Origin of the sequence: Pedobacter sp. AK013, from assembly GCF_014205835.1 — a bacterium.
In the GTDB taxonomy this organism is placed as follows: Bacteria; Bacteroidota; Bacteroidia; order Sphingobacteriales; family Sphingobacteriaceae; genus Pedobacter.
Genome location: NZ_JACHCQ010000002.1, coordinates 140,394 through 152,568, shown reverse-complemented (window position 1 = coordinate 152,568; position 12,175 = coordinate 140,394). Strand labels below are relative to the sequence as shown.

At 37.8% G+C, this 12,175-nt stretch carries 11 protein-coding genes; 4 read left to right on the top strand and 7 right to left on the bottom strand.

Going from position 1 to position 12,175, the window contains the following annotated elements; genetic code table 11:
- Positions 1-18 precede the first annotated feature (18 nt).
- Together HDC90_RS01940 and HDC90_RS01935 are read left to right on the top strand one after the other, a co-directional pair.
- The gene (locus HDC90_RS01940) at positions 19-465 is read left to right on the top strand and encodes an AAA family ATPase (RefSeq protein ID WP_184463321.1); all 447 of its coding nucleotides are present in this window, start codon (positions 19-21) and stop codon (positions 463-465) included.
- Positions 455-1,210, top strand: a complete 756-nt coding sequence (locus HDC90_RS01935) for a tRNA(His) guanylyltransferase Thg1 family protein (protein ID WP_184463319.1) — start codon at positions 455-457, stop codon at positions 1,208-1,210. The genes HDC90_RS01940 and HDC90_RS01935 overlap by 11 nt, the downstream gene beginning before the upstream one ends.
- A gap of 224 nt (positions 1,211-1,434) precedes the next feature.
- Here HDC90_RS01935 and HDC90_RS01930 read toward each other — a convergent pair whose 3' ends face one another.
- The 3 genes from HDC90_RS01930 to HDC90_RS01920 form a co-directional block, all read right to left on the bottom strand.
- The gene (locus HDC90_RS01930) at positions 1,435-2,349 is read right to left on the bottom strand and encodes a pentapeptide repeat-containing protein (RefSeq protein WP_184463316.1); all 915 of its coding nucleotides are present in this window, start codon (positions 2,347-2,349) and stop codon (positions 1,435-1,437) included.
- 279 nt (positions 2,350-2,628) lie between these two features.
- A complete protein-coding gene (locus HDC90_RS01925; RefSeq protein ID WP_184463314.1) occupies positions 2,629-3,321 on the bottom strand; it encodes a response regulator transcription factor in 693 nt (230 codons plus the stop codon).
- A complete protein-coding gene (locus tag HDC90_RS01920; protein ID WP_184463312.1) occupies positions 3,308-4,762 on the bottom strand; it encodes a sensor histidine kinase KdpD in 1,455 nt (484 codons plus the stop codon). Before HDC90_RS01920 ends, HDC90_RS01925 begins: the two co-directional genes overlap by 14 nt.
- Before the next feature lie 109 nt (positions 4,763-4,871).
- Between HDC90_RS01920 and HDC90_RS01915 the strand changes: the two genes are divergently transcribed.
- Both HDC90_RS01915 and HDC90_RS01910 read left to right on the top strand, forming a co-directional pair.
- Positions 4,872-7,256, top strand: coding sequence for an outer membrane beta-barrel family protein (locus HDC90_RS01915; RefSeq protein ID WP_184463310.1), 2,385 nt, complete (start codon positions 4,872-4,874; stop codon positions 7,254-7,256).
- Positions 7,257-7,373: 117 nt separating this feature from the next.
- Positions 7,374-8,387 (top strand): zinc-binding alcohol dehydrogenase family protein, encoded by a 1,014-nt coding sequence (locus tag HDC90_RS01910; RefSeq protein ID WP_184463308.1) that lies wholly within the window; start codon positions 7,374-7,376, stop codon positions 8,385-8,387.
- Positions 8,388-8,623: 236 nt separating this feature from the next.
- Here the strand turns inward: HDC90_RS01910 and HDC90_RS01905 are convergent, their stop codons facing one another.
- The 4 genes from HDC90_RS01905 to HDC90_RS01890 all read right to left on the bottom strand — a co-directional run bounded on the left by HDC90_RS01905 (position 8,624) and on the right by HDC90_RS01890 (position 12,150).
- Entirely contained in the window at positions 8,624-8,923 is a 300-nt protein-coding gene (locus HDC90_RS01905; protein WP_184463306.1) for a hypothetical protein, read from the bottom strand.
- 41 nt (positions 8,924-8,964) lie between these two features.
- On the bottom strand, positions 8,965-9,522 hold the full coding sequence (locus HDC90_RS01900) for a hypothetical protein (RefSeq protein ID WP_184463304.1): 558 nt from the start codon (positions 9,520-9,522) through the stop codon (positions 8,965-8,967).
- Positions 9,523-9,671: 149 nt separating this feature from the next.
- Entirely contained in the window at positions 9,672-10,088 is a 417-nt protein-coding gene (locus HDC90_RS01895) for a helix-turn-helix domain-containing protein (protein ID WP_184463302.1), read from the bottom strand.
- A gap of 133 nt (positions 10,089-10,221) precedes the next feature.
- Positions 10,222-12,150, bottom strand: a complete 1,929-nt coding sequence (locus tag HDC90_RS01890) for a nucleoside-diphosphate sugar epimerase/dehydratase (RefSeq protein WP_184463300.1) — start codon at positions 12,148-12,150, stop codon at positions 10,222-10,224.
- Positions 12,151-12,175 lie beyond the last annotated feature (25 nt).

Genomic DNA, 12,175 nt, shown 5'->3' with positions numbered 1-12,175 from the left:
ATCCGAATCTTTAGGAAGATGGAAGCAATCATATTTTGTGGCATTCAGGCAACTGGAAAAACTACCTTTTTTAAAGAGAAGTTTTTTAAAACGCATGTACATATTTCCTTAGATTTATTAAATACGAGAAATAAGGAATTCAGATTTATTGAAACCTGTATCCTCACCGCTCAGCCTTTTGTAGTGGATAATACGAACCCTTCTTTAGAAGAAAGGGCAAAGTACATAATCATTGCCAAGGCAAACAAATTCAAAGTGACCGGATATTATTTTCAGTCGAAATTAAATGATGCTGTCGACCGTAATAATCAACGTTCGGGCAAAGAAAAAATCCCAGAAATTGGTATAAGGGGAACTTTTAAAAAGTTGGTCCTCCCTTCTATTCATGAGGGTTTCGACGAACTATATTATGTGGCGGCTGAGAATAACTCATTCATTATAAAACCATGGTCAGATGAAATTTGATGATTTAGATGCTAAGATGAGGGTTTATGAAACCGCTCAAGATTATTGTATTTTACCTGAGATGTACATGGTTGCCAGAATTGATGGCCGGGGTTTTACCAGACTTACCAAAGAAATACATCAGTTTGAAACACCTTTCGATGAAAAATTTCGGAATCTGATGATTGAAACTGTAAAACATCTGATGAATTGCGGTTTTAATATCATTTACGGCTATACACAAAGTGATGAAATATCGTTGCTATTTCACCCTAATGAAAATCTTTTTGGACGAAAAGTAAGAAAATATATTTCCGTACTGGCTGGTGAAGCAAGTGCTAAATTTTCTTCCATTTTAGGAGACGTAGGTGCATTTGACTGCCGTATTTCTGAACTACCAAACAAAAGACTAGTTGAGGATTATTTTAGATGGCGGAACGAAGATGCACACAGAAATGCCTTAAATGCACATTGCTACTGGCAGTTGAGAAAGGATAATCATAGCAGGAATCAAGCTTCTTCTAAAATTGAAGGAATGAGTACTGCAGCCAAAAACGAATTACTTTTTCAATATGGCATCAATTTCAACAACCTTCCTGCCTGGCAAAAAAGAGGAATAGGCATTTATTGGAGAAGTATAAAAAAAGAAGGATTTAATCCCAAAACAGGTGAAAATGTATCTGCTGATAAAAGGGTTCTTTACACTGATTTCGAGTTGCCAATGCGGGATGAATACAATAAATTCATATTTGATTTTTTAGAATAGCAGTGTCCTTTCTAGTGCAAGGTTTAATGCTCGGGCCCATGCTCAATATTGCCTGGATTGTATTCAAAACAATCTGTTAATTATTAATTAAATTATATATATCATCGCACAAGTCACCCCCAACGCCCCTATAAAGTAAGGCTTGCGTTATTATAGGCAACCAAAATTCCCACAAATGACGAATTAGCTTGTTCTTCAGTACTTCTGTTTTTCTTTTGATCTTATTATAAAAGAATAACTTTTGAAAGATCGGCACCTAAACCTTTAAGCGAAGCATAGGTTAACTTATCCATTGCCGCTCCTTCAAAGCAAATCGTTTTAATGGCTCTGTAATATTTGTTGGTGAGGGCAAAAGTAGAACGGAAAGATACATTTTTAAGTGTTGCCCCTTTGAATGTAGTTTCGTTAAGGGCGGCATTATGAAAGAGCACGCCTATAAAAGTCTGGCCATCCAAACTAAGTCCACGCAGATCGGAATAATCAAAATCTACTCCCACAAACACGCAGTTTTCAAAAACTGTTTTTCTCAAATCGGTCTTGCTTAGTTTTACATCAGTGAGTTTGGTATTACTAATTTTTGCCCCATCCAGCGCTGAAGCATAGAACTTTGTTCGTACAAAAATGCTCTGATCAAAATTAGAAGCAGTAAGATCACTTGCCGATAGGCTGCAATCAGTAAGGTTTGCGCCCTTAAAAATAGCTTCTCTTACATCACTACCCAAAAACGTACTACCAGTTAAGTCAGCTCCACTAAAATCTGAACCATGTAAATTACTCCCATTGAATTTTAAATTATGTGCAATAACACCTGCAAAATCTGTCTTGGCAAGATCGTTTCCGCTGAAATTGGTCAACAGTTGTGGCTGTAGCGAATCTGTTAAACTCTTTACTTCTGATGTTTTCTGTACAACTTTATTCAGGGCATTTAGAGAAGATAGGTTTTCTGAAAAATAGTTAAGATCAACGTTCAGAATCTTAGTGAGTTGGTTCAGGGTAATAATATCTGGCATTGATTCTCCCCGTTCCCATTTTCCAACGGCCTGCGGACTTACAAATACATGTCCGGCTAATACTGCCTGAGACATATTTATTTTTTTTCTTGCTCCGGCAATTTTATTGCCTATCATTTTTGAATCCATAGGTACTGTCTTTTTTTAGCTTTCGACATGACAAAGGTAGCAGGCCATATAGTCAGATTCAACAAATCACTCGCTCATTTTAGTTGTAATTATGCTACTTATTGTTGCTTTTAGGCAACCAGTGGTTGTATTCAACTCATAAAGTGAACTTCTAAAAGCTTTAAGGCTTAATTCAATCTTCTGATGTAATCAGAAAGAAAATTCTTGAACGAAGATAAACACTAATGTATGGAACATCGTTAAGAATGACGTTCATACCTCAAACATACTTTTGTACAATCAACAGATAAGTTTATACCCCACTCCTCTTAAACTGATGATCTGGACTTCTGGTTCACTTTTTAACAGTTTGCGTAGGTGTGCCATAAAAACATCCATACTGCGACCATTGTAAAAACTATCTTCGCCCCATATTTTGATCAACGCATCCTCCCGTTCCAAAATGTTATTACGGTTTTTCAAGAGTAATTCGAGCAGAACGGTTTCTTTATAAGAGAGAGAATATTCGCCTACAGAAGTTTTTAATTTTTGTGCTACGGGATCGAGTTCGCAGTTTCTGAACTGGTATTTTTTATTTGCCTCATTTTCATCTTTCTGCGAAGAACCAAATCTGTTTAAAAGTGATTCCATCCGCACCAGCAGTTCATCAATACTAAAGGGTTTTTTGAGATAGTCGTTACCTCCGTTTTTAAACCCCATCACCACATCTTCGGTAAGGGCTTTGGCACTCAAAAAGATAATCGGAACATTGGGATCTGACTTTCTGATTTCAGATGCCAGTGTATAACCATCCTTTTGCGGCATCATAATATCGAACACACAGATATCGGGTTTTTCTGCTAAAAACTGTTTCCAGGCAAGTGCTCCATCGGCAGCAAGATTTACCTCATAACCACTACTGGTTAAACCATCAAGCACAATCCGCGCCAAAAAAGGCTCATCTTCAGCATACAAAACCTTAATTTTCTTCATACAATGGTAAAATGATCATAAAATTACTTCCTTTTCCTATTTTGCTCTGCAACGCCACACGCCCACCGTGGAGCGATACCACCTGCTTTACATAATGAAGCCCCAGTCCCGAACCTTTCACATTATGTATATTATCTTGGTTAAAGATCCGGAAAAAGCGTTCAAAAACCTGCTGATGGTAAATTTCTTTAATCCCCGGGCCATTATCTTTAAAGCTGATGGTTAATTCAAGATCGGCAACACTGCACGACACCTCAATTCTGGATTGTGCGGGCGAATATTTCAATGCATTATCGATCAGGTTATAACATGCGTTAGCAATGTGCATTGCATCACCTTTAATAAAATAGGGTTCATCTATGGGCACAAGTACAAGTTCCATGTTTTTTTCGCGTACCTGAATATCCATAGAAAGCATTATCTGTTTTAGTACAGATTGAATATCGATGAGACTAAATTGCAATTTTGTTTTTCCTATGTCCATCTGTTCCTGCTTAAGCACTTTTTCGATCATTACTTGTAAACGTTGCAATTCGTGGCAGCTTATATTGATGTAATTCTGCAGCTTTTCAGGTTCATCAATTAAATGATACTTGCTGATCGATTCCAGGGCAACAGCAATCGTAGAGATCGGGGTTTGGAGTTCGTGTGTCATATTACTGGTAAAACTCATTCTTGCCTGCGCATAAAGCTGCTGGTTTTTCATCAGCCTGATCAGCAGGTAAAAAGCTGCTGCCGTAAGTACCAACATTATAAACGACGAAATGAGGTAATATTTCATCTGATAAATAATTAACCAGGTAATGGTTGGAACCACGAGCTGATACCTGTTCTGAAACTTAAGGTTATAAGTATATTTCCCACTAACAAAAGCTGATGTGCCATTAGAGATTGTCTTGCCTTTTACCAATTTCCCATCAGAATAGTCGTAAAGCGCATAACTTCTGTTGATATGCAAACCCAGTAGATCTAGCCGATGGTTCACTAAACTATCCATCACTTTCAGGTCACGCTGATCTTGCACCGAAACCTCCCGTTGCGATTTACCATCGGTAACGGCGGTAGAACTATGGCTGATTTTTTTTTTAGGATCATTCAGAAACGACATTTTCATTTCTACAACCGAGCTATCATTAGTAATTCCATAATGAAACCGGCTACGCAGGTTATCCACTTTTAGGTCATCAAATGCCTGCCTGAGCGCTAACCACTCTGGCGAAAGGAAAAACTGCTGAAAACGGAGGCTTTTCTCGTGCCCTTTAGCAATGCTTTGATAGGTTATACGCCTTGAAGCATCACTAACAATAGATTCGAGTGCGGTGGTAACGGATTTCTTTTGTGCCAGATACAGTTGCCGAATCCATGCACATTGCAGGAACAGGCTAATAATCAGTGTGATAACTGCCAAAGGGAAAACATATCTGGACGTAAGCCATTTCATCCCACTAAATTGAACAAATCATTTTAGCAATGGAAGTGTGGGTCGAAGATTTAACCATATTTAACCGAGATTAACTTTGCTTTACATGCAACGCGCTTAGTTTTGAAACATGAAAAAGTTAACCCTTATCCTTCTTTTCCTTTCCCCTCTTATTACTTTGGCGCAATTACGTAAAGGTTTAGTAACCGATAAAAATGGCGAACCGATTGATGGGGTAAGCATTAACCTGCGTCGTGCAGACTCGACTTTAGCGGTCCAGATTTCAAAAAATGGCCTGTTCAGTTTCCAGCAGCCTTTAAAAGGCACTTATATTTTAATGTTGAAAGCCGTTGGATATAGGGATATGAGCCAACAGATAAATCTTCCGATGGATTCAGTCATATTAATGATGATTAGTGACGATAAAACTCTGGATCAGGTAACGGTATCGGCTTCAAAACCGCTTATTGTAAGAAAAATAGACAGGGTAATATTTAATGTCGAAAATAGCATCGTGGCCAGTGGTGCAACGGTTTGGGATGCGCTTAGTAAAGCACCTGGCGTACAAACTCGTTTTGATGGCGGAGTTACAGCAAACAATAAAAACGTGGTAATTTATATGGACGATAAGCCTATCAGATTATCGGGCGAAGACCTGGCTGCCTATCTTCGCGGCTTGCCTTCAGATAATATTGCCAAAATAGAAATTATTGCTAATCCTACCGCCAGGTATGACGCTCAAGGTGGCGCTGTAATCAATATTGTTTCAAAAAAAACAAAGGGCGATGGTTTTAACATCGTACTTTCTGGGGCTTACACACAATCAACCTACGGCAGCTATAGCCCAAGTATGGTATTCAATTATCGCAAAAACAAGTTAAATGTATATGGCAGCTATGGCTATAACAGGCGTAAAAAAGACCATGAAGAAAGTGAATATATTATTTATAACGCTCCAGGTGGCTATTCTGATTGGAGAAATGAAAAATCAGGCTTACGCCTGGGAAATGCTAATAGTTATAAAATTGGAGCCGATTACAACTTTACCGATAAACAAGTGATTGGTATTTTGATAAATGGTTACAACGGTAGCAACAGCAGGCCGAACAATATATTAACTACAATTAGTAATAACCATGCAGTTATGCCCGATTCTATCCTACATACCCAAAACTTTTCTAACGGAAAAGCATATCAGTATAGCTTTAATATTAACTACAAGATTAAACTGGATACCAATGGCAGGAATATTAATGTGGATATCGATTATGTGCCTTATCAGAACAAAAACAACCAACAGGTAGATACTTATGGAACATTGAGCAACGGTAGTTTGCTACCCGACACTTACCATATCTTTACACCTTCCAATCAGCATATTGATATTTATTCGGGAAAACTGGATTATACCGATAAGTTCTGGAAGAAATGGACTTTTGAATCAGGTCTGAAATACAGCAGTATCCGTACACACAACAGCTTCGATTTCTATAATAACCCTGCTAGCGGCCCAGAACTATTGGTCAACCGCAGCGATCGTTTTATGTATACCGAAAATATATCCGCAATTTACACCAGTATTGCCGGAGATTTGGGCAAGTGGAGTTTTGAAGGTGGTTTGCGCGGTGAGTACACCCGCATAAATGGCAAATCGATTGTATTAAACACCAACAACCAGAATAACTATTTTAAGCTTTTTCCAACCCTTTTTGTGGTTTATAAAGTGGATAAAGACAACGAAATCAATTTCAACTATAATTCAAGGATCAGCCGGCCCGAATACTGGAGACTTAACCCTTTTAAATCCTACACAAGTCCATACGCTTACCTGGAGGGCAACCCGGCATTGCAACCTGCCTTTATTTATAACAGCGAACTGGGTTATACTTATAAACAACAATATAATATTTCATTCTATCTAAGGCGGACGACTGATTACTTTAGCAATATCACGGTACAGGATAATACCTCAAAACTCTTTTACGATACTCAGAGAAACCTGGATCTGAGTCAGGAACTTGGTTTTTCTACCTCCTTTTCCGCCAAGCCAGCTTCTTGGTGGGAAATCAACAATTATGTTCAAGGTTCTTACCGACTGGAAAAGTCGGGATATTTACAGGCCTGTTACGATTACCATGTTTGGGGTGTCTATTTAAGTTCTAACCATGCCTTTACCATAAACAAGGCACAAGGACTGAAGGCCGAAATAAGCGCGTGGTATTCTTCTCCAACCATACAGGGTATTTACCATATTGCTCGGCTGTATGATGTAAGTGCGGGGCTACGCAAAACATTACTTAAAGGTCAGGGAACCCTCAGGCTTGCTGTGAACGACATTTTTTATGGTAATGCCTACCGGATTGACGTTGATTATCAGAACCAAAAAAATGGTTTTACTGAAAAAAATGACACGCGTAGCGTTACTTTAAGTTTCTCCTACCGATTGGGCGGTAACCCAACTGCCGTTAGAAAAAGAACTTCGGCCAGTGAGGAAGAAAAAAAGCGTACCCAGTAGAAATACCTTTTTCCATAATTGCATTTTTTCCAAAAAAGGCAGTAAAATCAGGTTATATTTGGTCCATTGAAATTGTAGATCGACAAAAACGGATAGTACATTTATAAAAAAGAAAGCATGAAAGCAATTGGATTTAAAACATCACTGCCCATAATAGAAAATGAAAGTTTTATCGAATTTGAAACAGCTGTTCCACAACCTAGCGGGCGCGATATACTGGTTAAGATAAATGCAATCAGTATAAATCCGGTAGATTATAAGATTCGCCAGAACAGTGCTAAAGATACTGTGTTGGAAACGCCGAAAATAATTGGCTGGGATGCGACCGGAATAGTAGAAGCAATTGGAGAGGCAGTTACTTTTTTTAAGCCTGGAGATGTGGTTTATTACGCTGGCGACCTTACCCGCAGTGGAAGTAATGCAGAATATCAATTGATAGACGAACGGATTGTAGGCTTAAAGCCAAGCACACTCAGCAATGCCGAAGCTGCCGCTATGCCTTTAACCGCACTTACTGCATGGGAATCGCTGTACGATCGCATCGGCATTAGTGAGCAAAAAGATAAGGGCAAAAGTATTCTGATTATTGGAGGTGCTGGTGGTGTGGGCTCAATTGCCATACAACTTGCCAAAAAATTAAGTGGTTTAAAGGTAATTACCACGGCTTCGCGTACTGAAACCAAAGAATGGTTCAAAATGATGGGCGCTGATGTGGTGGTTAACCACAATAATCTGGTTGAAGAAGTACGTGCTGCCGGTTTTAAGGAAGTGGATTTTATTCTCGATTTTGTAGACCTAAACAGTTACTGGGATAACCTGGTAGAGCTGATCAAACCCCAGGGACATATTGTTTCCATTACCGGCTCTGCCACTCCTATTGCGCTGAATAAGTTAAAAAATAAAAGTGTTACTTTTTCGTGGGAGTTGATGTATACCCGTTCGATGTATCAAACTGATGATATGGATGAACAACGTCATATTTTAAATAAACTCACCGAACTTTTTGACGACGGTACGCTTAAAACAACCTTAAATACTACACTGAAAGGATTTACCGCAGATAACCTAAAAAAAGCACACCGCTTATTGGAGAGTGGAAAAACAATTGGCAAGGTTGTAATTGAATATTAGGGCCGATCATAAATATAGAATCGTTAGTCTGAGGGGGGTAGTTTTTAGCTGAAAAGCATGGAGTTGCGATGGCAAATGAAGATAAAACGTCATTTCGCTGCGCTTCATTTGAGATTGACGTACGATTTTAACGCTATGTTATACCCTTAATTGCTTACACTAAGCCCAGAAATAAGAAAAGGCTACTCCTTTCGGAGCAACCTTCCCGTATCTTTTGATGAAACAAACTGAGCGGATTATTTTTTTCCGCTCATATCCATAAAAATAGATCTAATACCTTCAAGAAGCTCTTTTCTCTCACTTGCCAGCACCAGAGGAAACCACTCGTCGGTATGCAATTCTACCACATGCTCATGGATCAGGTAATGCCTGCCAGATCTAACCCTTCGCTTATTACCGGGAATGATTGTTCCGGATAACATTTTGATTATAATCTTCGTAATCATCCTAATGTATTTGGGAGAATCCTCATATTTACAATCAATAAAAAGGATCCACAATCCGTTCATCGTATTATATTGTATACTTGCTTTCATTTATAAAGCTTATTAAAGATGACTACTTAGGAATACCCGTGTTATAAACTAAAGCCCCAGGCGATTCTGAAGCCAACAAAGTTGTTCATATGGTCGCAGAGATAGAATTTGCCGTTGCTTTCGTAGCGTAATCCTGCATCGATGTAATTATTGTTGTGCAGATAAAATATCATTCCTGCTTGCGGCGCGTATACAAATGCAGCTTTTTTCCCTTCAACACAATTTGTTTTATTTAAAAGGAAAGAAAAACCTATTTCCGACTGCAGATAGAGATTACTCCTGTAGAAATATTTTAAGCCTGCTTTAACGGGTACAAGTTGCAAATCATCAACCAGATGGGAGTAATTGCCAGTTACAAAAATGTTATTGAACCCGGTATTTACCGAGGCATATAAGATGCTTTCGGTAATAGGAAATTCTGCCTGAACGGAAACACCAAGCGGTGCCTCATACTTTTTGGCTAAATAGCCAGTAGCCAAACCTGTTTCGATACCTACTGAATACCGAATACCTGTACCACTATAAACCTGAGATTGTGCTTTGGCGCCTTGAAAAGCAAACAATGGTAACAGTAGAGTTAATGCGCTAATTGTTTTCATGATTTCAAAATTTTGTGAATAGAAATCCATCACCATAAAATATGTTTATGGCGAATCATTTAGAGAGATACTATAAAAAAGAGAGTTTACTGAATAGTAAACCCTAAGGAGATATTTGGTTTAGGATAAATTAAAATACCTGCAGCGACTTAAGAAATAGACCGATTGTTATTTCTTGGCATAGTGTGATGTGCTACAGTTTCTGAAACATTCTTTTCTATGTTATTATGGCTTAATATTTCGTTGTATTTTTCGAGCAGCTTAATGTATTTATTCATCCAGAAGTATACAGAATTTGCGTCACCTTTGGTTTGATCCTCTGTATGTGCATCAAAAGCTTCATGAATGTAGTTACTATTTTTAGAAAAAGTTTCGGGTAATTCGACAGAAAAATCGTGACCGATCACAGTACCTACTTTCCAGATAATTTCCGGATTTAGACTTTTCTGATCAAACCAATTGTAAATAGTTCTTCTACTTACATTTAATTTTCGGGATAATTCACTTATTCCCATTCTGTCTCTGCGTACAACACGCTCAAGAACTTGGCCTATATTTAAGCTCATAGCAGTTAATTTAATTTAAAATAAAACATTTAAATTCCATCAACAATCTGGGACGACTATTACTATTAATGCAATTTAATAATTATTTCTCGAACAAAAATAAAATAATTTTAATAGGGTATTTTTACGGTAATTAATTGGCAACCAACAGGTCTAACTCTTCAAACCTTGAGTTATTACTGATATAATCGGGTATAAATTCTTTCATTTTCTTTACCATATTCAGATCGTTACCATCGTTATTCAATACAATCAAATCTTTAATAATCTGATTAACGTACAAATAGTTATAAGCTACTTTCTGCGATATTTTAATTTTTGGATGATGGGTAGGTATAATTTCTTCATCTATAAGCAAAAGTTCTTCATACAACTTCTCTCCTGGCCTTAAACCTGTATATACAATATCTACATCCACATAAGGCGTTAAACCTGCTAATTTGATCATATTTACAGCTAGATCAACAATCTTAATAGGTTTTCCCATATCAAAAAGATATATTTCTCCCCCCTTACCCATTGCCCCGGCTTCCATTACCAATTGAACCGCTTCTGGAATAGTCATAAAGTAGCGGGTAATTTCCGGATCGGTTACTGTAATGGGACCCCGTTTTTCTATCTGGCTTTTAAATCTTGGAATTACAGAGCCATTTGAACCTAGCACATTTCCAAAACGGGTAGTCACAAAGCGGGTTCGTGGAGCTTGTGTGGTAGTTTCGTCTGTTGAAATAATCTCCGGACTGTTTAGCGATTGAATATAAATTTCGGCCAAACGTTTGGATGCACCCATTACATTGGTTGGCTTAACAGCTTTATCGGTAGAGATCATTACAAACTTTTCTACGCCAAACTCCACTGATACATCTGCCACGTTTTTAGTGCCCAGTACATTGGTTAAAATGGCCTCAGCTGGATTATCCTCCATCATGGGAACATGTTTATAGGCCGCAGCATGGAAAACAATTTCAGGTTTATAAAGCTCAAATAACGTTCTGATCCGGTTTATATTCTGCACATTGGCCATAAATATCTTTACGTTTAAGTTCTGGAAGTTATCTTCCAGTTCGAGTTTTAAATCATGAAGCGGTGTTTCTGCCTGATCGCAAAGAATTACCGATTTAGGATTATACGCTAAGGCCTGCCGAACAATCTCAGATCCAATAGAACCCGCTGCACCAGTAACCAAAATACATTTACCACTTAAATCTTTGAGGATATTTTTGTTATTGAGCTTAATCGGCTCTCGTTCCAACAAATCTTCAATTTTAAGATCGCGTAATTGGTGCGAATCTAACTTACCATACAGCCATTTATCTGATGGCGGTACCATAATTACCTTAATTCCATTATTCACGCAGATATCGATGATTTTCTTTTTGTTTAAAGTGTTTAGCGCATCTTCCGCAAAAAGTATCTTTTTTATATTGTGTTTTTCTTTTAATAGCTCAACAAAGCAAGAATGGTATACTTTTTTCTGCTCGAGGTATTTATCAACGCGGTCTCTGTTATCGTCAACAAAGCCGATAATATTCAGATTCGAATCTTCATTCTGTTCTATTGCGTTCTTGATCAAGATTGCTTTTTTTTCCGATCCGTAGATCAGAATATTCTCTTTAGTTTCCGATTTAAGTTCTTTAAAAAAGAAAAACACCCCTTTTACCAAAATACGCATAAGGATAAGCAGCGATGAAGAGATAAAAAAATTCAATATCAATGCTTTATCCATTTGATGCCAAAGTAACTGAAAGCGTTGCGAGAGTATTTTATTTACACTAACAAAGAGTAAGCTGGTTACAAAAACTGCAAGGAAAACCCTCAAAATATCTTCGGTATTGGAATAACGGATAATACCGGTGTGTATTCTTAAAGAAATAAAAACACTTGCTGCGATGGAACAATAAAGGGCCACATAAATCGCATTGCCTGAGTTAAAAACCTCGGTATAGTTTAATGTATTGGTTAATACGATGGATATAAACAATGTCCATACAACGATCATCTGATCAATCAATAAAATTAACCACCTTGAGTGTGCCTTATCTGGAAAGAAGAACTTTTTCATAATCGAGAATCATTAAATATTTGTT

Coding starts and splice junctions, on each gene's coding strand:
- HDC90_RS01940 (WP_184463321.1), top strand. CDS start 19: ATGGAAGCAATCATATTTTGTGGCATTCAGGCAACTGGAAAAACTACC.
- HDC90_RS01935 (WP_184463319.1), top strand. CDS start 455: ATGAAATTTGATGATTTAGATGCTAAGATGAGGGTTTATGAAACCGCT.
- HDC90_RS01930 (WP_184463316.1), bottom strand. CDS start 2,349: ATGGATTCAAAAATGATAGGCAATAAAATTGCCGGAGCAAGAAAAAAA.
- HDC90_RS01925 (WP_184463314.1), bottom strand. CDS start 3,321: ATGAAGAAAATTAAGGTTTTGTATGCTGAAGATGAGCCTTTTTTGGCG.
- HDC90_RS01920 (WP_184463312.1), bottom strand. CDS start 4,762: ATGAAATGGCTTACGTCCAGATATGTTTTCCCTTTGGCAGTTATCACA.
- HDC90_RS01915 (WP_184463310.1), top strand. CDS start 4,872: ATGAAAAAGTTAACCCTTATCCTTCTTTTCCTTTCCCCTCTTATTACT.
- HDC90_RS01910 (WP_184463308.1), top strand. CDS start 7,374: ATGAAAGCAATTGGATTTAAAACATCACTGCCCATAATAGAAAATGAA.
- HDC90_RS01905 (WP_184463306.1), bottom strand. CDS start 8,923: ATGAAAGCAAGTATACAATATAATACGATGAACGGATTGTGGATCCTT.
- HDC90_RS01900 (WP_184463304.1), bottom strand. CDS start 9,522: ATGAAAACAATTAGCGCATTAACTCTACTGTTACCATTGTTTGCTTTT.
- HDC90_RS01895 (WP_184463302.1), bottom strand. CDS start 10,088: ATGAGCTTAAATATAGGCCAAGTTCTTGAGCGTGTTGTACGCAGAGAC.
- HDC90_RS01890 (WP_184463300.1), bottom strand. CDS start 12,150: ATGAAAAAGTTCTTCTTTCCAGATAAGGCACACTCAAGGTGGTTAATT.